Raw genomic sequence first — 19,673 nt, 5'->3', positions numbered from 1 at the left:
CCTCCCGCTCGTCCCCCTAGTGTCTGCGCCACACCCTAGGGGGCACTGGCCTAGGGTGTGGACGACAGCCGCAGTCGACCACGGGGAGAGCCCGCCGCATGGCCACCGACGACACCACGCAGAGCGACACCGCACTGGAGGACGCCGGGCTGGACGAGGAGGCCAAGCCCTCCCTTCGCCAGCTCAAGAGGCGCAGCTGGACCTTCGCCTTCAAGCGGGCGCTCAAGGAGTTCAGCGCGGACGGCTGCACGGACCTCGCTGCGGCGCTCACCTACTTCTCCGTGCTGTCGATCTTCCCGGCCATGCTGGCGCTCGTCTCCATCCTCGGTCTGGTGGGGGAGCCGGAGAAGACCAAGACCACCATCCTCGACGTGCTCGAGCAGCTGGGCACGGGCAGCGTCGGCACGACGCTGGAGGGTCCGTTGGACCAGATGGTCAACTCGCCGGCGGCCGGGCTCGGTCTCTTCGTCGGTCTCGCCGGTGCCCTCTGGTCCGCGTCCGGGTACGTCGGCGCCTTCGGCCGCGCTCTCAACCGGATCTACGAGGTGCCGGAGGGGCGCGGCTTCGTCAAGCTGCGCCCGATGCAGCTGGTCGTCACCGCGATCCTGCTGCTGCTGGCCGCGGCCATCATCCTGTCGGTCGCCGTCAGCGGTGAGCTGGCCAGGGCCATCGGTGACGCGATCGGTCTCGGCGACGCGGCCGTCATGACCTGGAACCTCGCCAAGTGGCCGGTCATCCTGCTCGTCGTCATCTTCATGGTCGGCCTGCTCTACTGGGCGACGCCCAACGTGCGCCAGCCGAAGTTCCGCTGGCTGACGCCCGGCGCCGCCGTGGCCATCCTCGTGGCGATCATCGCCTCGGTGGCCTTCGGCTTCTACGTCTCCAACTTCGGCTCGTACAACAAGACCTACGGCTCGCTGGCCGGCGTCATCGTCTTCCTCCTGTGGCTGTGGATCGTCAACAACGTGCTGCTGCTCGGGGCCGAGATCGACTCCGAGGTCGAGCGCTCGCGCCAGCTGCAGGCCGGCATGGCCGCGGAGGAGGAGCTGCTGCTCCCCCTTCGGGACACGACGAAGTCCGATGCGGCGCAGGAGGCGCAGGAGGGCGTGCTCGAGGAGGCCCGCGCGCTGCGGATCCAGGGGCTGCACGACCAGGGCCGCTCCACGGCGGACCTCGCCGACCAGGACTGACGGCCACACCAGGACGAAGGAGGGAGCCTCCCCCCTTCGTGCTCGTGTCAAGCACCGCCCCACCCCGATTTGGACTGGGGCGCCGGCCTCTGGCACACTGTTCAGGTTGCTAGTTGAGCGGTGACGCGACGATCGGCCTTTGCCCCGATTGCTCGCGTTTTCGCCATCCCGATGACAACGCACCGAACCGCTTCAGGCGGGGCGACACATCGGACCACAGCACGATCCGGTTGATCCGGGTCGAAGACCAAGACCGACGACCAGCCATATGGCGTGTCGTCGGGCCGCGGAGCGGGTGCGACACACCCGACCGCGTGGGTCGGAGACCAGGCACTCGACACAGACCAGGCAAGACGGCGAGAGAGAGACGGACACACAGATGGCGGGACAGAAGATCCGCATCCGGTTGAAGTCGTATGACCATGAGGTCATCGACAACTCGGCGCGAAAGATCGTCGACACCGTGACCCGTGCCGGCGCGACGGTGGTTGGCCCCGTGCCGCTGCCTACGGAGAAGAACGTGTTCTGCGTCATCCGGTCGCCGCACAAGTACAAGGACAGCCGAGAGCACTTCGAGATGCGCACCCACAAGCGCCTCATCGACATCATCGACCCGACGCCCAAGGCCGTCGACTCGCTGATGCGACTCGACCTCCCGGCTGACGTCAACATCGAGATCAAGCTCTGAGGCGCATCGAGATGACTACAACTGCCACCAAGACCGTCAAGGGCGTTCTCGGCGAAAAGCTCGGCATGACGCAGGTCTGGGACGCGGAGAACCGCCTCGTCCCCGTCACCGTCATCCAGGCTGGCCCGTGCGTCGTCACCCAGGTCCGCAATGTCGAGACCGACGGGTACGACGCCGTCCAGATCGCCTACGGCGCCATCGACCCCCGCAAGGTGAACCAGCCCAAGAGCGGTCACTTCGCCAAGGCCGGTGCCACCCCGCGCCGTCACCTCGTCGAGCTCCGCACCGCGGACGCCTCCGAGTACTCGCTCGGCCAGGAGGTGACGGTCGACCTGTTCGAAGGCGGACAGGAGATCGACGTCACCGGCACCACCAAGGGCAAGGGCTTCGCCGGCGTCATGAAGCGTCACGGCTTCCACGGCGTCAGCGCCTCCCACGGTGCCCACCGCAACCACCGCAAGCCCGGCTCGATCGGTGGCTGCGCCACCCCGGGTCGCGTCTTCAAGGGGATGCGCATGGCCGGCCGCATGGGCGGCGTGCGCCAGACCACCCAGAACCTCACGATCCACGCGGTCGACGCTGACAAGGGCCTGCTGCTCGTCAAGGGTGCCGTTCCCGGCCCCCGTGGCGGCGTCGTCCTCGTCCGCTCCGCGGTGAAGGGAGCCTGACGTGCCGACCATCGACATCATCAGCCCTCAGGGCGCTGCCACCGGCAGCGTCGAGCTGCCCGCCGAGATCTTCGACGTGCAGGTCAACGTCCCGCTGATCCACCAGGTCGTCGTCGCCCAGCTCGCCGCAGCGCGGCAGGGCACGCACTCGACCAAGACCCGCGCCGAGGTGCGTGGCGGTGGGCGCAAGCCTTACCGCCAGAAGGGCACCGGCCGCGCCCGTCAGGGCTCGACCCGTGCACCGCAGTTCGCCGGCGGTGGCGTCGTCCACGGCCCGCAGCCGCGTGACTACGCCCAGCGCACCCCCAAGAAGATGAAGGCCGCCGCCCTGCGCGGTGCCCTCTCGGACCGGGCCCGCAACGGTCGCATCCACGTGCTCAGCTCACTCGTCGAGGGCGACACCCCGTCGACCAAGACCGTCGCCACCGTCCTCGGTGCGATCAGCGAGCGCAAGAACCTGCTCATCGTCATCGAGCGGGACAACGACTCCGCGTGGAAGTCGGTGCGCAACCTCGCCGACGTGCACGTTCTCGCTGCCGACCAGCTCAACACGTACGACGTGCTGTGCTCGGACGACATCGTCTTCACCCAGGCGGCTCTCGAGGCATTCCTCGCCGGGCCCAAGCCCAAGACCACTGAGGAGACGGGCAAGTGAACCAGTCCATTTCAAGTGCGTCCCAGCTCAAGGACCCGCGCGACATCCTGATCCGTCCCGTCGTGTCCGAGAAGTCGTACGGCCTGCTCGACGAGGGTAAGTACACCTTCATCGTCGACCCGCGGGCCAACAAGACGGAGATCAAGATCGCCGTCGAGAAGGTCTTCGGCGTCAAGGTCGACTCCGTCCACACCATGAACCGTGTCGGCAAGACCCGACGCACGCGGTTCGGCACCGGTAAGCGCAAGGACACGAAGCGCGCGATCGTCTCTCTCCGCGAGGGCACGATCGACATCTTCGGCGGCCAGGGCTGACGGAGAGGACAAGGAAGAACCAATGGGTATCCGTAAGTACAAGCCGACAACCCCGGGTCGTCGCGGCAGCTCTGTCGCCGACTTCGTCGAGGTCACGCGCTCCACGCCTGAGAAGTCGCTGGTCCGCCCGCTCACCAAGTCCGGTGGCCGCAACTCCACCGGTCGTATCACCACCCGTCACATCGGTGGTGGCCACAAGCGTGCCTACCGCGTCATCGACTTCCGTCGCCACGACAAGGACGGCGTTCCGGCAAAGGTCGCTCACATCGAGTACGACCCCAACCGCACCGCCCGCATCGCGCTGCTGCACTACGCAGACGGCGAGAAGCGCTACATCCTGGCGCCCAACAAGCTCGCGCAGGGCACGATGATCGAGAACGGCCCGTCCGCCGACATCAAGGTGGGCAACAACCTGCCGCTGCGCAACATCCCCAACGGCACGACGATCCACGCTGTGGAGCTTCGTCCCGGTGGCGGCGCCAAGATGGCCCGCTCCGCCGGTGCCAGCATCCAGCTGCTCGCCAAGGAGGGTCCCTACGCCACGCTGCGCATGCCCTCCGGTGAGGTCCGTCGCGTCGACGTGCGCTGCCGCGCCACGATCGGCGAGGTCGGCAACGCCGAGCAGTCCAACATCAACTGGGGCAAGGCCGGCCGTATGCGCTGGAAGGGCAAGCGCCCGACCGTCCGTGGTGTCGTCATGAACCCGGTCGACCACCCGCACGGTGGTGGCGAGGGCCGGACTTCCGGTGGCCGTCACCCCGTCTCTCCCTGGGGCAAGCCCGAGGGTCGTACCCGGCGTCCCGGTAAGGCGAGCGACAAGCTCATCGTCCGTCGTCGCCGCACCGGCAAGAAGCGCTGATAGGAGCCTCAAGGACATGCCTCGTAGTTTGAAGAAGGGCCCCTTCATCGACGACCACCTTCAGAAGAAGGTCGACGTCCAGAACGAAGCGGGCACCAAGAACGTCATCAAGACCTGGTCGCGTCGTTCGGTGGTCTCACCGGACATGCTCGGCCACACCTTCGCCGTCCACGACGGCCGCAAGCACGTCCCGGTGTTCGTCACCGAGGCGATGGTCGGCCACAAGTTCGGCGAGTTCGCACCGACCCGCACCTTCCGCGGTCACGTGAAGGACGACAAGAAGGGACGTCGTCGCTGATGCCTGCAACCGAGATCACCGAGCAGGAGACGCTGGCTGCCCGCGCCTCGGCGCGCAACCTGCGCGTCACGCCGCAGAAGGCCCGTCGCGTCGTCAACATGATCCGTGGCAAGGACACGCAGACCGCGATCGCGACCCTGCAGTTCGCGCCGCAGGGTGCGGCCGAGCCCGTCCTGAAGGTCGTCCACAGCGCGATCGCCAACCTTCGGGTCAAGGCGGACGAGGCCGGGGAGCCCTTCGACGAGCGCAACCTCGTCATCTCCACGGCATTCGTCGACGAGGGCCCCACGATGAAGCGTTTCCGTCCGCGGGCCCAGGGCCGCGCCGGCCGGATCAACAAGCGCACCAGCCACATCACCGTCCTCGTGACGAGCAAGCCTGAGAAGGCCGCGAAGGGAGGGACCCGCTGATGGGTCAGAAAATCAACCCGCACGGCTTCCGTCTGGGCATCACCACCGACCACAAGAGCCGCTGGTTCGCCGACTCCAACAAGGAGGGTCAGCGCTACCGCGACTACGTCAAGGAAGACGTCGCGATCCGCAAGCTCATGTCCACGGGCATGGAGCGCGCCGGTATCGCCCGCGTCGAGATCGAGCGGACCCGTGACCGCGTGCGTGTGGACATCCACACCGCGCGTCCCGGGATCGTCATCGGTCGCCGTGGCGCCGAGGCCGACCGCATCCGCGGCGAGCTCGAGAAGCTCACGGGCAAGCAGGTGCAGCTGAACATCCTCGAGGTCAAGAACCCCGAGATCGAGGCTCAGCTGGTCGCCCAGGGCATCGCCGAGCAGCTCGCTGCTCGCGTCACCTTCCGTCGCGCCATGCGCAAGGGGATGCAGTCCTCCCTTCGCGCCGGTGCCAAGGGCATCCGGATCCAGTGCTCCGGCCGCCTCGGTGGTGCCGAGATGTCCCGCTCCGAGTTCTACCGTGAGGGCCGCGTTCCGCTGCACACCCTCCGCGCGAACATCGACTACGGCTTCTACGAGGCCCGCACGACCTTCGGCCGCATCGGCGTCAAGGTCTGGATCTACAAGGGCGACATGACCGAGAAGGAGTTCGCGGCCCAGCAGGCGACCGCAGCTCCCCGTGGTCGTGGTGGCCCGCGTCGCGACCGCGACGACCGTCCCGCCCGCGCCCGTCGTGGTGGCGACCGCAACGAGGCTCCGGCTTCGGCCGCGGCCCCCGCTGCGGAGGCTCCCGCCGCTTCGGCGCCGGCCAAGACCGAGGGAGAGTCCTGAGATGTTGATCCCCCGACGGGTCAAGCACCGCAAGCAGCACCACCCCAAGCGTTCCGGCATGGCCAAGGGCGGCACCACCGTCGCCTTCGGTGACTACGGGCTCCAGGCACTCTCGCCGGCCTACGTCACCAACCGTCAGATCGAGGCCGCTCGTATCGCCATGACGCGCTTCATGAAGCGTGGCGGAAAGGTCTGGATCAACATCTACCCGGACCGTCCGCTCACCAAGAAGCCGGCTGAGACCCGCATGGGTTCCGGTAAGGGCTCGCCCGAGTGGTGGGTGGCCAACGTCAAGCCCGGCCGGATCATGTTCGAGATCTCCGGCGTGGACGAGGAGACCGCTCGCGAGGCCATGCGCCTGGCGATGCACAAGCTGCCGATGAAGTGCCGCTTCGTCGTGCGTGAGGGTGGTGGCAACTGATGGCAGTCGGATCCAAGGACCTGACTCCGGTCGAGCTGCGTGAGCTGACCGACGACCGTCTGGTCGACGAGCTGCGCAAGGGCAAGGAGGAGCTGTTCAACCTCCGGTTCCAGTCGGCCACCGGTCAGCTCGAGAACCACGGCCGCCTCCGTGCGGTCCGCAAGGACATCGCCCGGATCTACACCGAGATGCGCGAGCGCGAGCTTGGCATCGGGAGCAGCATCGGTTCAGGTGAGGCGAAGTGAGCGAGAACGTGAAGGAAGACACCGTGACCACCCGTAACGACCGCAAGTCGCGCCGCGGCTACGTCGTCAGCGACAAGATGGACAAGACCGTTGTCGTCGAGGTCGAGGACCGCGTCAAGCACGCGCTGTACGGCAAGGTCATCCGCAAGACCTCCAAGGTCAAGGCGCACGACGAGGACAACGCTGCCGGTATCGGCGACCACGTCCTCATCATGGAGACCCGACCGCTGTCCGCCAGCAAGCGCTGGCGCATCGTCGAGATCCTCGAAAAGGCCAAGTAAGGCCACCCCGGAGCGAAGGGGGCACACGCCCCCTTCGCCCGCGTAGACCACATCAGTTCGGCCAGGCTCGCCCTGAGCGAGAACCAGCACGACGACAGGAGTGAGAAGTGATCCAGCAGGAGTCGCGACTGCGCGTCGCCGACAACACCGGTGCCAAGGAGATCCTGTGCATCCGTGTGCTCGGCGGCTCCGGCCGCCGGTACGCCGGTGTCGGTGACACGATCGTCGCCACCGTCAAGGACGCCATCCCCGGCGGCAATGTCAAGAAGGGTGACGTCGTCAAGGCGGTCATCGTTCGCACCAAGAAGGAGCGCCGTCGCAACGACGGTTCCTACATCAAGTTCGACGAGAACGCTGCCGTCATCCTCAAGGCTGACGGCGAGCCTCGCGGGACCCGCATCTTCGGCCCGGTCGGTCGCGAGCTGCGCGACAAGAAGTTCATGAAGATCGTCTCGCTCGCACCGGAGGTGATCTGATCCATGGCAAAGCTCAAGATCAAGAAGGGTGACCTGGTCCAGGTCCTGTCCGGCAAGGACAAGGGCCTTCAGGGCAAGGTCATCTCGGTCAACACCGAGACCCAGCGCGTCGTGGTCGAGGGTGTCCAGCGGGTCACCCGCCACACCAAGGCCGGCTTCGGCGGTCAGGCCGGCGGCCTGGTCGTCTCCGAGGCGCCGATCCACGTGAGCAACGTGGCCATCGTCGACCCGGAGGACAACAAGCCGACCCGCATCCGCACCCGCGTCGAGACCGTCGAGCGTGACGGTCGCACCAAGGCGAGCCGTACCCGCGTCGCGGGCCGCTCGGGCAAGGACCTCTGAAGTGACTGACACCATCGAGACCCCCGCCGTCGAGGCCCCGCGCCTCAAGGCCAAGTACGCCGACGAGATCGTGCCTGCTCTCCGGGAGCAGTTCGACTTCTCCAACGCGATGCAGGTTCCCCGCGTCGTCAAGGTCGTCGTCAACATGGGCGTCGGTGACGCCGCCAAGGACAGCAAGCTGATCGAGGGCGCCATCCGCGACCTCACGGCCATCACCGGTCAGAAGCCGCAGGTGACCAAGGCTCGCAAGTCCATCGCCCAGTTCAAGCTGCGCGAGGGCATGCCGATCGGCTGCCACGTCACCCTGCGCAATGCGCGCATGTGGGAGTTCCTCGACCGGCTCACGTCGGTCGCGCTGCCCCGCATCCGCGACTTCCGCGGCCTGAGCCCGAAGCAGTTCGACGGCAACGGCAACTACACGTTCGGCCTGAACGAGCAGTCGATGTTCCACGAGATCGACCAGGACAAGATCGATCGCGTCCGGGGCATGGACATCACCGTGGTCACGACCGCGAAGAACGACGACGAGGGCCGCGCGCTGCTGAAGCAGCTGGGCTTCCCCTTCAAGGAGAACTGACATGGCGAAGACCGCCCTGGTCAACAAGGCCAACAAGAAGCCGAAGTTCAAGGTCCGCGGTTACACGCGGTGCCAGCGTTGCGGCCGGCCCCACTCGGTCTACCGCAAGTTCGGCCTGTGCCGTGTGTGCCTTCGCGAGATGGCCCACCGCGGCGAGCTCCCCGGCGTGACCAAGTCCAGCTGGTAACCACCTTTTTCAACACCACGACACCGAAGGTCCTGATGGAAACCGCGGTGAGAAGGGGCAGGCAGAGCCCATGACCATGACCGACCCGATTGCGGACATGCTGACCCGCGTCCGGAACGCCAACTCGGCGCACCACGACGAGGTCTCCATGCCGTACTCAAAGCTCAAGTCGCACATCGCGGAGATCCTCCAGGCGGAGGGTTTCATCGCGGGGTGGGAGGTCGCAGAGGCGACCGTTGGCCAGACGCTGACGATCAACCTCAAGTACGGCCCCAACCGTGAGCGCTCCATCGCGGGCGTGCGCCGGGTGTCCAAGCCCGGTCTGCGCGTGTACGCGAAGTCCACCAACCTTCCGAAGGTTCTCGGCGGCCTCGGCGTGGCGATCATCTCCACGTCCTCTGGCCTCCTGACCGACCGGCAGGCCGCAACCAAGGGTGTGGGTGGGGAAGTCCTCGCCTACGTCTGGTAAGGGGAAGCAGACATGTCGCGTATTGGACGACTCCCGGTCGCCATCCCCAGCGGTGTCGACATCGCCATCGAGGGCCAGACCGTCAAGGTCAAGGGTCCCAAGGGCGAGCTGCAGGTCATCGTGACCGAGCCGATCACGGTCGCCAAGACCGAGAACGGCGTCGAGGTCTCCCGCCCCAACGACGCGCGCGAGTCGCGGTCGCTGCACGGCTTGACCCGCAGCCTCATCAACAACATGGTCATCGGTGTCACCGAGGGCTACGAGAAGAAGCTCGAGATCCACGGCACCGGTTACCGCGTGCAGAACAAGGGCGGCTCCCTGGAGTTCGCTCTCGGTTACAGCCACCCGATCGTGATCGAGGCCCCCGAGGGGATCAGCTTCAATGTCGAGAATCCGACGCGCCTGAGCGTGGCCGGCATCGACAAGCAGCTCGTCGGCGAGACGGCTGCCAACATCCGCAAGCTCCGCCGGCCCGACCCGTACAAGGGCAAGGGTGTCCGGTACGAGGGCGAGCACATCCGTCGCAAGGTCGGAAAGGCTGGTAAGTAAGCCATGGCCAAGATCATCAAGCGTGCCAAGGGCAAGAGCGCAGCGCGCGGTCGTCGCCACCTGCGTCTTCGCAAGAAGGTCAGCGGGACCGCTGTGCGGCCCCGTCTGGTCGTCAGCCGCAGCAGCCGCCACGTCTTCGTCCAGGTCGTCGACGACACGGTTGGCAAGACCGTCGCGTCCGCGTCGACCATGGAGGCCGACGTGCGTGCCCTCGACGGTGACAAGACTGCCCGGGCCAAGAAGGTCGGTGAGCTCGTCGCCGAGCGCGCCAAGGCCACTGGCGTCGAGGCCGTCGTCTTCGACCGGGGTGGCAACCGCTACCACGGTCGCGTCGCCGCCATTGCGGATGGCGCTCGTGAAGGGGGTCTGACCCTGTGATGCAGGCCCAGAACGTTGAGAAGAGGAACATCTGATGCCCGGACCACAGCGTCGAGGCGCAGCCGGTGCCGCAGGCACCAACGAGCGCTCCAGCAACAACCGTGGCGACAACCGCGGTGGCCGTGACAACCGCGGCGGTGGCCGCGACCGCAACGAGAGCCAGTTCATCGAGCGCGTCGTGACCATCAACCGTGTCTCCAAGGTCGTCAAGGGTGGTCGTCGCTTCAGCTTCACCGCCCTGGTCGTCGTCGGTGACGGTGACGGCACCGTGGGTGTCGGTTACGGCAAGGCCAAGGAGGTGCCCGCGGCGATCGCCAAGGGTGTCGAGGAGGCGAAGAAGAACTTCTTCACCGTCCCCCGCATCCAGGGCACCATCCCGCACCCCATCCAGGGTGAGGCCGCCGCCGGTGTCGTCATGCTTCGTCCGGCCTCCCCGGGTACCGGTGTCATCGCCGGTGGTCCGGTGCGCGCCGTCCTCGAGGCCGCTGGCATCCACGACGTGCTGTCCAAGAGCCTCGGCTCCGACAACGCGATCAACATCGTCCACGCGGCAGTCGCGGCCCTGCAGGGTCTCGAGCGTCCGGAGCAGGTCGCGGCTCGCCGCGGTCTGCCCCTGGACCAGGTCGCTCCGGCAGCCATGCTGCGCGCCCAGGCAGCTGGTCGCGCCGAGGCCGCCGAGAAGGCAAAGGCGGGTGCGTGATGGCTCGACTGAAGGTTGTCCAGACCCGTTCCGAGATCGGCGGCAAGCAGAACCAGCGCGACACGCTGCGCAGCCTCGGTCTGAAGCGCATCGGCGACGTCGTCGTCAAGGAGGACCGCCCGGAGATCCGCGGCATGGTCCAGACGGTTCGCCACCTGGTGACCGTCGAGGAGGTTGACTGATCATGGCTGACTCCAAGGCCAACGCCACCGACGAGCAGGGCAAGACCCACGCTCTGAAGGTGCACCACCTGCGTCCCGCCCCGGGTGCCAAGACCGCGAAGACCCGTGTGGGTCGCGGTGAGGGCTCCAAGGGCAAGACGGCCGGTCGCGGTACCAAGGGCACCAAGGCCCGGTACCAGGTGCCGGAGCGCTTCGAGGGTGGTCAGACGCCGCTGCACATGCGTCTGCCCAAGCTCCGCGGCTTCAAGAACCCGTTCAAGACCGAGTACCAGGTCGTGAACCTCGACCGCATCTCCTCCCTCTTCCCCGAGGGCGGCGCTGTCGGTGTCGAGGAGCTCGTCGCCAAGGGAGCCGTCCGCGACGGCCACCCGGTCAAGGTGCTCGGGTCCGGCGAGATCACGGTCAAGGTGGACCTCACGGTCGACGCCTTCTCCGCGAGCGCCAAGGACAAGGTCGAAGCGGCCGGCGGCAGCATCACTGCCCGCTGACCCTTTGGTCACTGCCTGGAGGCCGTCCCGTTCATCGGGGCGGCCTCGAGGCGTCTGACGACCGTCGTCGTCCTCGAAGGCGACGCGGGTCACGTCGCGACCATGTGGTCGCGGCAGGTATCGTCAATCAGGTTGTGCCGCCAGCAGGCGGCCCCGCCAGCAGCTCACATCTGCACCCCGGCACCGTCCTGGAGGAACCCACGTGCTGACCGTCTTCACCCGGGCGTTCAAGACTCCCGACCTGCGGCGCAAGCTGCTCTTCACGTTGGGCATCATCGTGCTCTTCCGCCTCGGCTCCCACGTGCCGACGCCGAATGTGAACTACAGCGCCGTGCAGGCCTGCATCGCCGGTGCCCGACAGGACGGCGGCAACAACTTCCTGGGCATGGCCAACCTCTTCAGTGGGGGCGCGCTGCTCCAGCTGTCGATCTTCGCGCTGGGGATCATGCCGTACATCACCGCGAGCATCATCGTGCAGCTCCTCACGGTCGTGATCCCACGCTTCGAGGCGCTGAAGAAGGAGGGGCAGACCGGTCAGGCCAAGATGACGCAGTACACGCGCTACCTGACGATCGCGCTGGCCGTCCTCCAGTCCGCCACCTTCATCACCTTCGCGCGCAACCCTGCGGCGCTGTTCAACAACGCCGACTGCGGACCGATCCTCTACCGCGAGTCGATGTTCTCCATCGTCTTGATGGTCCTGACGATGACGGCCGGCACCGGCCTGATCATGTGGCTCGGTGAGCTCGTCACGGACAAGGGCGTCGGCAACGGCATGTCACTGCTGATCTTCACCTCGATCACCGCGACCTTCCCCAGCTCGCTGTGGGCCATCCAGCAGCGCGACGGCCGCTGGGACCTCTTCCTCCTGGTGATCGCGATCGGGTTCCTCATCATCGCTGCCGTCGTCTTCGTCGAGCAGAGCCAGCGCCGGGTCCCGGTGCAGTACGCGAAGAAGATGGTCGGTCGCCAGATGTACGGCGGGACGTCCACGTACATCCCGATCAAGGTCAACATGGCCAACGTGATCCCGATCATCTTCGCCAGCTCGATGCTGGCCCTGCCGCAGATGCTGGCGCAGTTCCAGTCCGACCCCGCGGGCAACAACCCCGCCTGGGTCGACTGGATCAACACCTACCTCGTGCGCGGTGACCACCCCATCTACATGGCGGTCTTCACCATCCTGATCCTCTTCTTCACCTTCTTCTACGTCTCGATCACCTTCAACCCCACGGAGGTCGCTGACAACATGAAGAAGTACGGGGGATTCATCCCCGGTATCCGCGCCGGGCGACCCACGGCCGAGTACCTCCAGTACGTGCTCACCCGCATCACCGTGCCGGGAGCCATCTACCTCGCTCTGATCTCGTTGATCCCGCTGATCGCATTCGTGTGGATCGGGGCCAACCGGGACTTCCCCTTCGGCGGTGCGTCTATCCTCATCATGGTGGGCGTCGGTCTGGAGACGGTGAAGCAGATCGAGTCCCAGCTCCAGCAACGCCACTACGAAGGATTCCTCCGCTGATGCGTCTCATCATCTTGGGCCCCCCCGGGGCCGGCAAGGGCACCCAGGCCACTCGGATCGCCGAGCACTACGGCATCCCCGCCGTGTCGACCGGTGACATCTTCCGCGCAAACATCAAGAACGAGACGGAGCTCGGACTCCAGGTCAAGGAGATCCTCGCCACCGGCGGGTACGTCTCCGACGACATCACCAACGCGATCGTCGAGTCCCGGCTCGACGAGGACGACGCTGCGTCCGGCTTCTTGCTCGACGGGTACCCGCGCACCACGGCGCAGGTCACCGCGCTCGACGCGATGCTGGCCAAGAGCGACCAGTCGATCGACAAGGTGCTCGAGCTCGTCGTCGACGACGAGGTCGTCGTGCAGCGCCTGCTCAAGCGGGCCGAGCTCGAGGGCCGCGCGGACGACACCGAGGAGGTCATCCGCGAGCGGATGGCCATCTACCACCGCGAGACCGAGCCGCTGTCGGCCGCCTACGACGAGCGCGGGCTGCTGGTCAAGGTCGACGGCGAGGGCCAGGTCGACGAGGTCGCCGAGCGGATCGTCGCCGCCCTGGGCGCCTGACCTCTTGTCACTCTTCGCACGCGAGCGGGTCCGCCCGCGCACCCCGGACCAGCTCCGGGCGATGCGCGTGGCGGGCCTTCTCGTTGGTCAGACCCTGGAGATGCTGCGCGCGCAGGTGCGTGCCGGCGTCACGACGGGCCAGCTCGATGCCCTCGCTGAGGACTTCATCCGCAGTGGCGGCGGCATCCCAAACTTCCAGCTCGTGCCGGGCTACGTCAACACCCTGTGCACCTCCGTCAACGACGAGATCGTCCACGGGATCCCCGGGGACCGGGTCCTGCGCGACGGCGACCTGCTGAGCATCGACTGCGGCGCCGAGGTCGACGGGTGGAACGGCGACTCCGCCATCACCCTCGTCGTCGGCGGCGACGAGGCCGGCGACCCGGCCGCGGTCCGCCTGTCCGAGATCACCCGGCGCTCCCTGTGGGCGGGGCTCGCCGCCCTTCGTCCCGGGGGAGACCTCAACGACATCGGTGGGGCGGTCGAGGACTCGATCCGTGCGGATGCCCGCGCCGACGGCGTGGCCTACGGCATCGTCGAGGACTACACCGGTCACGGCATCGGCGAGCACATGCACCTGCCGCCCAATGTCCCCAACTACCGGGTGCGCGGCCGGGTCCCGCAGACCCCGACCGGCGCCACCCTCGCCATCGAGCCGATGGTGACGCTCGGCGACCAGGCCAACCACGTCCTCGACGACGACTGGACCGTCGTCACCGACGACGGTGCCCCCGCAGCCCACTGGGAGCACTCCGTGGCCCTCACCGAGCACGGGATCTGGGTGCTCACCGCGCTCGACGGCGGCGAGGCCGAGCTGACGGCGCGCGGCGCTCCCTTCGGCCCCCTGGTCTGAGCCGGCTGCCCCCCTCACCCTGTAGCGCCCCCGGGGCAATGCAGGCGATGTGGCGCACGTGACGTGGACGCCCCCTTCTCCTGCCGTGGACGCTCGGTAGGGTGCGAGGTCAGTCATGCCGTCGGCCTGCGCCGGCGTCCGGGTCGATGAGGAGCGCTACGAGGATGACCCTTCCCCCTGCCGAGCACGAGACGATGGGACTGGCTGCGGGATTCCCGCGGACGAGCCCCGACGAGTGGGCGCAGCTGGCCGCTGGCGTGGTCAACAAGTCGCGACCCGAGGACCGCAAGGTCGACGCGGCGGGTGCCCGTGAGGCACTGACCAGCCACCTGCCCGGTGGCGTCGACATCGACCCGATCTACTGGCCGCAGCCGGGGACCGCGCTGGGCCTGCCGGGCGCGATGCCCTTCACGCGCGGCCGCGGCCCGCGCAACCCGGACCTGCCGTGGGACCTGCGCCAGCTGCACGACGACCCGGACGCGACCGTCAGCCGCACCGCGGTCCTCGCCGACCTCGAGCGCGGGGTCAGCTCGGTCTGGCTGCACGTCGGCGCCGACGGCATCGCCGCAGCCGACGTCAGTGAGGTCCTCACCGACGTCCAGGTCGACCTGGCGCCGGTCGTCGTCAGCTCCGTCGACGACCAGCCCGCAGCCGCTGCGGCCCTCGTCGCGGCCTGGGAGGCGAAGGGGGTCGACCCCGCCGTCGTGCGCGGCAGCCTCGGCCACGACCCCATCGGCCAGGCGGCGGTCCGCGGCGGCACGCCGGACCTCGGTGCGCTGGCGGGCGCCGTCGCCACCTGTCGCGACCGCTTCACCGGCGTGCGGGCCATCACCGTCGACTCGCGGGTACACCACGACGCCGGGGCGAGCGACCAGGACGAGATCGCGCTGGCCCTGGCCACCGCGCTGGAGTACGTGCGCCACCTGTCCGATGCCGGCGTCGAGCCGGCCGAGTCCTTCCGCCGCATCGCCTTCCGCGTCGCTGCCACGGCCGACCAGTTCGCCACGATCGCCAAGCTGCGCGCGCTGCGTCGCACCTGGGCGCGGATCGGCGAGGTGCTCGAGGTGCCCGAGGCCGACCGCGGCGCGTGGATCCACGCCGTGACGTCCTGGCGCATGCAGACCCGCACCGACCCGTGGGTCAACCTGCTGCGCGACACGATCGCCTGCTTCGGCGCGGCCGCCGGCGGCGCCGACGCGATCACCGTCCTGCCCTACGACCACGCGCTGGGGCTGCCGACGGCCTTCTCCCGCAGGGTCGCCCGCAACACCCAGTCGCTGCTCGCCTCCGAGTCCAATGTCGCCAGGGTCGCCGACCCGGCGGGCGGATCGGCCTATGTCGAGTCCCTGACCGACCAGCTGGCGCGGGCCGCCTGGAGCTGGTTCGGCGACCTCGACGCTGCCGGCGGGGCCACCGCCGGGCTGGCGTCCGGTGCGATCGCCGAGCGGCTGGCCGCCACCCGCGCCGAGCGCGACGAGGCGCTGGCCACGCGCGCGCAGCCGATCACCGGCACGTCGACCTTCCCCCTCGCGGGGGAGACCCTGCTGGAGCGCACCGCTCGCGCCCAGCTCCCCGGCGAGGGGCTCCCGCGCCGTCGCGACGCCGAGGTCTTCGAGGCGCTGCGCGAGCGGACCGCCGCCGGCGACGTCAGCATCCCCGTCCTGGCCCTCGGCGCGGCCCGTGAGCACACCGCCCGGCTGGGCTTCGTCAGCAACCTGCTCGGCGTCGCCGGCATCCGGCCCGACGTCGTCGAGGTGACCGACGCCGACGCGATCCCCGCGCAGAGCGGCCCGGTCGCGATCATCGCCTCCTCGGCCAAGGGGTACGCCGCCCTCGCGGAGGCGAGCGTCGCCTCCCTTCGGGCAGCAGGCGTGGAGCGCATCCTCGTCGCCGGCTCCGCCAAGGAGCTCGGCGACACCACTGTCGACGCAGAGGTGCGCGACGGCATGGACGTCGTCACCTTCCTCGACGACCTCCTCACCACACTCGGTGCACCGCAGGCAGGAGCCCAGGCATGAGCACGCAGATCCCCACCTTCGACACGGTCGACCTCGGCGAGGGAGCCCCCGCCGCCGACGGCGCCGCCCTGTGGCAGGAGGCCCTCGCGGCCGTCCCCGGCGCGGCCGACGGCTGGGAGACGCCCGAGGGCATCGACGTCGCCCCGGTCTACACCGAGGCCGACACCGCAGACCTGGACTTCCTCTCCACGGCCCCGGGGGCCGCTCCCTTCCTGCGTGGTCCCTACCCGACCATGTACGTCAACCAGCCGTGGACGATCCGGCAGTACGCGGGCTTCTCGACCGCAGAGGAGTCCAACGCCTTCTACCGGCGCAACCTCGCGGCGGGGCAGAAGGGCCTCTCGGTGGCCTTCGACCTCGCGACCCACCGTGGCTACGACAGCGACCACCCGCGCGTCTCCGGTGACGTGGGCATGGCCGGTGTCGCCATCGACTCGATCTACGACATGCGCACGCTCTTCGGCGGCATCCCGCTGGACCGGATGAGCGTGTCCATGACGATGAACGGCGCGGTCCTGCCGATCCTCGCCCTCTACGTCGTCGCGGCCGAGGAGCAGGGGGTGAGCCCGGAGCAGCTGAGCGGCACCATCCAGAACGACATCCTCAAGGAGTTCATGGTCCGCAACACCTACATCTACCCGCCGACGCCGTCGATGCGGATCATCTCCGACATCTTCGCCTTCACCAGCCAGAAGATGCCGCGCTTCAACTCCATCTCGATCTCCGGGTACCACATGCAGGAGGCCGGGGCGACGCAGGACCTCGAGCTCGCCTACACCCTCGCCGACGGCATCGAGTACATCCGGGCCGGCAAGGAGGCCGGCATGGACGTCGACTCCTTCGCGCCGCGACTGTCCTTCTTCTGGGCCATCGGGATGAACTTCTACATGGAGGTCGCCAAGCTCCGGGCCGCGCGCCTGCTGTGGGCCCGCCTGGTCAAGGAGAACTTCGAGCCGACCAACCCCAAGTCGCTCTCCCTGCGCACCCACTCGCAGACGTCGGGCTGGTCGCTGACCGCCCAGGACGTCTACAACAACGTCTCGCGCACCTGCATCGAGGCGATGGCCTCGACCCAGGGGCACACGCAGAGCCTGCACACCAACGCCCTCGACGAGGCGATCGCGCTGCCGACCGACTTCTCGGCGCGCATCGCCCGCAACACCCAGCTGGTGCTGCAGCAGGAGTCCGGCACGACCCGCGTCATCGACCCGTGGGGCGGCAGCGCCTATGTCGAGCGGCTGACCCACGACCTCGCGCAGCGGGCCTGGGCCCACATCGACGAGGTCGAGAAGGCCGGCGGAATGGCCAAGGCCATCGAGGCCGGCATCCCCAAGATGCGCATCGAGGAGGCGGCCGCCCGCACCCAGGCGCGCATCGACTCCGGCAAGCAGCCGGTGATCGGCGTCAACACCTACCCGGTCACCGAGAGCACCGTCGACGAGGCCATCGAGATCCTCAAGGTCGACAACGCCGCGGTCCGCGCCTCGCAGATCGCCCAGCTCGAGCGGCTGCGGTCCGAGCGGGACGAAGGGGAGGTCCGCGCGGCCCTCGCAGCCCTCACCGAGGCGGCCCGGGCCGAGGGTGGCTCCATGGAGACCAACCTGCTCGCGCTCGCGATCGACGCCGGCCGGGCCAAGGCGACGGTCGGTGAGATCTCCTCGGCGCTCGAGGAGGTCTACGGCCGCTACACCGCGCAGATCCGTACGATCTCCGGTGTGTACCGGGACGAGGCAGGCAAGGGCGGGGCCGTGGACGAGGTCCTGGCCAAGGTCGAGGAGTTCGAGCAGGCCGAGGGCCGGCGACCGCGCATCCTCGTGGCCAAGATGGGCCAGGACGGGCACGACCGCGGGCAGAAGGTCATCTCGACCGCCTTCGCCGACCTCGGCTTCGACGTCGACGTGGGTCCGCTCTTCCAGACCCCCGGCGAAGTCGCTCGCCAGGCCGTCGAGGGCGACGTCCACGTCGTCGGCGTGTCCTCGCTCGCCGCGGGTCACCTGACCCTCGTGCCGGCACTGCGGGCCGAGCTCGACGCACTCGGGCGCGAGGACCTCATGATCGTCGTGGGCGGGGTCATCCCCGACCAGGACTTCGAGGAGCTGCGCGCCGCTGGCGCAGACGACATCTACCCGCCCGGCACCGTCATCGCCACGGCCGCCGGTCGCCTCGTCGACCGGCTGCGGGAGCGGGCCGCCGGCTCCGATGGCTGAGTCGGTCGCCGACCTCGCGCAGGGGATCCGTGATCGCTCGAGGGCGCACGTCGCCCGTGCGATCACGCTCGTCGAGTCCTCGCGCCCCGACCACCGGGAGCGGGCCCGCGAGCTGCTCGCGCTCATCGCGCCGGACACCGGTCACGGGCTGCGCGTCGGCATCTCGGGCATCCCGGGGGCCGGCAAGTCGACCTTCATCGACGCCCTCGGGACACGGCTGATCGAGCAGGGGCACCGGGTGGCCGTCGTCGCGGTCGACCCGAGCAGCTCACGCACCGGCGGGTCGGTCCTGGGGGACCGCACCCGGATGGCGCAGCTGACGGCCAGCGAGGACGCCTTCGTGCGTCCCTCGCCCTCGGGCGCGCACCTGGGTGGGGTCGCCCGCGCGACCCGCGAGGGGATGCTCGTCCTCGAGGCGGCCGGCCACGACGTCGTGCTCGTCGAGACGGTCGGTGTCGGTCAGTCCGAGGTCGCCGTCGCCGAGATGGTCGACACCTTCCTGCTGCTGGCGCTCGCCCGCGGTGGCGACCAGCTGCAGGGCATCAAGCGCGGCATCCTCGAGATGGCCGACATCATCGCGGTCAACAAGGCCGACGGTGAGCACGCGGGCGATGCCCGGGTCGCTGCCCGCGAGCTCTCCGGAGCGATGCGGCTGATGAACTCCGACCCCGACGCCCGCCGCCCCCCGGTGCTCACCTGCAGCGCGTACACCGGTGACGGCCTCGACGACGTGTGGGCGGCCGTGCTCGAGCACCGCGCCCACCTCGAGGAGCAGGGGTCGCTGCAGGGGCGCCGCGCGGAGCAGCAGCGAGAGTGGATGTGGGCGATGGTCGACGCCGAGCTGCGCGACGCCGTGCGGCGCTCGCCGCGCGTGCGGGAGCTGCTCGGTGGGCTCACGCCGCAGGTGCGCTCCGGGGAGGTCAGCGCCGTCGACGGCGCGGCCCGGATCATCCAGTCCTTCTCCGCCGACCTGAGCGAGCGGTTGGGCGACTGAACCCCACGCCCACCTGAGTCGGTCAGGTCACGCCCGACGACGCGGACGCAGCACGAGGAACCCGGCATGGGCCGCCAGCCCACCCAGGGCCACCGGGCCGACGGGGGAGTGCTGGGCCGGACCGTCCGACTGCACGACTGCACGACTGCACGACTGCACGACTGCACGACTGCACGACTGCACGACTGCACGACTGCACGACTGCACGAACCACGGGCGTCGCGGCGCCGGAGATGCCGGGGATCGTCACCCGGTCCTGACCCAGGCCACACAGGTCCACGACGGTGGGCGCCGTGGGGATGCAGGGCG

The 19,673-nt window shown here is 68.7% G+C and carries 28 protein-coding genes; all 28 read left to right on the top strand.

Annotated elements, in window-relative coordinates; translation table 11 throughout:
• Positions 1–98 precede the first annotated feature (98 nt).
• The 28 genes from EXU32_RS12085 (at position 99) to meaB (ending at position 19,364) form a co-directional block, all read left to right on the top strand.
• Positions 99–1,190, top strand: coding sequence for a YihY/virulence factor BrkB family protein (locus tag EXU32_RS12085; protein ID WP_130630129.1), 1,092 nt, complete (start codon positions 99–101; stop codon positions 1,188–1,190).
• 379 nt (positions 1,191–1,569) lie between these two features.
• Complete coding sequence (rpsJ, locus tag EXU32_RS12080) at positions 1,570–1,878, top strand: 30S ribosomal protein S10 (protein WP_007924661.1); 309 nt, start codon at positions 1,570–1,572, stop codon at positions 1,876–1,878.
• Between the two features lie 11 nt (positions 1,879–1,889).
• On the top strand, positions 1,890–2,546 hold the full coding sequence (gene rplC, locus EXU32_RS12075) for a 50S ribosomal protein L3 (protein WP_130630128.1): 657 nt from the start codon (positions 1,890–1,892) through the stop codon (positions 2,544–2,546).
• 1 nt (position 2,547) lies between these two features.
• Positions 2,548–3,201 carry a 50S ribosomal protein L4 gene (rplD, locus tag EXU32_RS12070; RefSeq protein WP_130630127.1) on the top strand — a complete coding sequence of 218 codons (654 nt, stop codon included), beginning with the start codon at positions 2,548–2,550 and terminating at the stop codon, positions 3,199–3,201.
• Positions 3,198–3,515, top strand: coding sequence for a 50S ribosomal protein L23 (gene rplW, locus EXU32_RS12065; RefSeq protein WP_242612776.1), 318 nt, complete (start codon positions 3,198–3,200; stop codon positions 3,513–3,515). The genes rplD and rplW overlap by 4 nt, the downstream gene beginning before the upstream one ends.
• A 22-nt stretch (positions 3,516–3,537) precedes the next feature.
• Positions 3,538–4,374 carry a 50S ribosomal protein L2 gene (rplB, locus tag EXU32_RS12060; protein WP_130630126.1) on the top strand — a complete coding sequence of 279 codons (837 nt, stop codon included), beginning with the start codon at positions 3,538–3,540 and terminating at the stop codon, positions 4,372–4,374.
• Positions 4,375–4,390: 16 nt separating this feature from the next.
• A complete protein-coding gene (gene rpsS, locus EXU32_RS12055) occupies positions 4,391–4,672 on the top strand; it encodes a 30S ribosomal protein S19 (protein ID WP_055996601.1) in 282 nt (93 codons plus the stop codon).
• Positions 4,672–5,082 (top strand): 50S ribosomal protein L22, encoded by a 411-nt coding sequence (rplV, locus tag EXU32_RS12050; RefSeq protein WP_130630125.1) that lies wholly within the window; start codon positions 4,672–4,674, stop codon positions 5,080–5,082. Before rpsS ends, rplV begins: the two co-directional genes overlap by 1 nt.
• Positions 5,082–5,909, top strand: a complete 828-nt coding sequence (rpsC, locus tag EXU32_RS12045; protein WP_055996598.1) for a 30S ribosomal protein S3 — start codon at positions 5,082–5,084, stop codon at positions 5,907–5,909. The genes rplV and rpsC overlap by 1 nt, the downstream gene beginning before the upstream one ends.
• Before the next feature lies 1 nt (position 5,910).
• A complete protein-coding gene (gene rplP / locus EXU32_RS12040; protein ID WP_055996595.1) occupies positions 5,911–6,330 on the top strand; it encodes a 50S ribosomal protein L16 in 420 nt (139 codons plus the stop codon).
• Complete coding sequence (gene rpmC, locus EXU32_RS12035) at positions 6,330–6,575, top strand: 50S ribosomal protein L29 (protein WP_130630124.1); 246 nt, start codon at positions 6,330–6,332, stop codon at positions 6,573–6,575. The genes rplP and rpmC overlap by 1 nt, the downstream gene beginning before the upstream one ends.
• A 77-nt stretch (positions 6,576–6,652) precedes the next feature.
• Entirely contained in the window at positions 6,653–6,856 is a 204-nt protein-coding gene (gene rpsQ, locus EXU32_RS12030; RefSeq protein ID WP_272496136.1) for a 30S ribosomal protein S17, read from the top strand.
• 107 nt (positions 6,857–6,963) lie between these two features.
• The gene (gene rplN, locus EXU32_RS12025) at positions 6,964–7,332 is read left to right on the top strand and encodes a 50S ribosomal protein L14 (RefSeq protein ID WP_055996586.1); all 369 of its coding nucleotides are present in this window, start codon (positions 6,964–6,966) and stop codon (positions 7,330–7,332) included.
• 3 nt (positions 7,333–7,335) lie between these two features.
• A complete protein-coding gene (gene rplX / locus EXU32_RS12020; protein WP_055996582.1) occupies positions 7,336–7,674 on the top strand; it encodes a 50S ribosomal protein L24 in 339 nt (112 codons plus the stop codon).
• 1 nt (position 7,675) lies between these two features.
• Complete coding sequence (rplE, locus tag EXU32_RS12015) at positions 7,676–8,251, top strand: 50S ribosomal protein L5 (protein ID WP_130630123.1); 576 nt, start codon at positions 7,676–7,678, stop codon at positions 8,249–8,251.
• Between the two features lies 1 nt (position 8,252).
• Complete coding sequence (locus EXU32_RS12010) at positions 8,253–8,438, top strand: type Z 30S ribosomal protein S14 (RefSeq protein WP_056883307.1); 186 nt, start codon at positions 8,253–8,255, stop codon at positions 8,436–8,438.
• A 70-nt stretch (positions 8,439–8,508) separates the two neighbouring features.
• Positions 8,509–8,907 (top strand): 30S ribosomal protein S8, encoded by a 399-nt coding sequence (gene rpsH / locus EXU32_RS12005; RefSeq protein ID WP_130630122.1) that lies wholly within the window; start codon positions 8,509–8,511, stop codon positions 8,905–8,907.
• Between the two features lie 12 nt (positions 8,908–8,919).
• Positions 8,920–9,456, top strand: coding sequence for a 50S ribosomal protein L6 (rplF, locus tag EXU32_RS12000; RefSeq protein ID WP_130630121.1), 537 nt, complete (start codon positions 8,920–8,922; stop codon positions 9,454–9,456).
• Between the two features lie 3 nt (positions 9,457–9,459).
• On the top strand, positions 9,460–9,834 hold the full coding sequence (gene rplR, locus EXU32_RS11995) for a 50S ribosomal protein L18 (RefSeq protein WP_130630120.1): 375 nt from the start codon (positions 9,460–9,462) through the stop codon (positions 9,832–9,834).
• Positions 9,835–9,868: 34 nt separating this feature from the next.
• Positions 9,869–10,534: a 30S ribosomal protein S5 gene (gene rpsE / locus EXU32_RS11990; RefSeq protein ID WP_130630119.1), complete on the top strand. Its 666-nt coding sequence runs from the start codon at positions 9,869–9,871 to the stop codon at positions 10,532–10,534.
• Positions 10,534–10,716, top strand: coding sequence for a 50S ribosomal protein L30 (gene rpmD / locus EXU32_RS11985; protein WP_130630118.1), 183 nt, complete (start codon positions 10,534–10,536; stop codon positions 10,714–10,716). The genes rpsE and rpmD overlap by 1 nt, the downstream gene beginning before the upstream one ends.
• A 2-nt stretch (positions 10,717–10,718) precedes the next feature.
• Complete coding sequence (gene rplO / locus EXU32_RS11980; protein WP_130630117.1) at positions 10,719–11,204, top strand: 50S ribosomal protein L15; 486 nt, start codon at positions 10,719–10,721, stop codon at positions 11,202–11,204.
• Between the two features lie 202 nt (positions 11,205–11,406).
• Positions 11,407–12,729, top strand: a complete 1,323-nt coding sequence (gene secY, locus EXU32_RS11975) for a preprotein translocase subunit SecY (RefSeq protein ID WP_130630116.1) — start codon at positions 11,407–11,409, stop codon at positions 12,727–12,729.
• A complete protein-coding gene (locus EXU32_RS11970) occupies positions 12,729–13,292 on the top strand; it encodes an adenylate kinase (protein WP_130630115.1) in 564 nt (187 codons plus the stop codon). Before secY ends, EXU32_RS11970 begins: the two co-directional genes overlap by 1 nt.
• A gap of 4 nt (positions 13,293–13,296) precedes the next feature.
• Positions 13,297–14,145 (top strand): type I methionyl aminopeptidase, encoded by an 849-nt coding sequence (gene map / locus EXU32_RS11965; protein ID WP_130630114.1) that lies wholly within the window; start codon positions 13,297–13,299, stop codon positions 14,143–14,145.
• A gap of 164 nt (positions 14,146–14,309) precedes the next feature.
• Positions 14,310–16,163: a methylmalonyl-CoA mutase family protein gene (locus EXU32_RS11960; RefSeq protein ID WP_242612774.1), complete on the top strand. Its 1,854-nt coding sequence runs from the start codon at positions 14,310–14,312 to the stop codon at positions 16,161–16,163.
• Positions 16,160–18,370 carry a methylmalonyl-CoA mutase gene (gene scpA, locus EXU32_RS11955; protein WP_130630113.1) on the top strand — a complete coding sequence of 737 codons (2,211 nt, stop codon included), beginning with the start codon at positions 16,160–16,162 and terminating at the stop codon, positions 18,368–18,370. Before EXU32_RS11960 ends, scpA begins: the two co-directional genes overlap by 4 nt.
• A complete protein-coding gene (gene meaB / locus EXU32_RS11950; protein ID WP_130630112.1) occupies positions 18,363–19,364 on the top strand; it encodes a methylmalonyl Co-A mutase-associated GTPase MeaB in 1,002 nt (333 codons plus the stop codon). Before scpA ends, meaB begins: the two co-directional genes overlap by 8 nt.
• Positions 19,365–19,673 lie beyond the last annotated feature (309 nt).

Origin of the sequence: Janibacter limosus, from assembly GCF_004295485.1 — a bacterium.
Lineage (GTDB): Bacteria > Actinomycetota > Actinomycetes > Actinomycetales > Dermatophilaceae > Janibacter > Janibacter limosus_A.
This window is presented reverse-complemented; position numbering and strand designations above follow the sequence as displayed.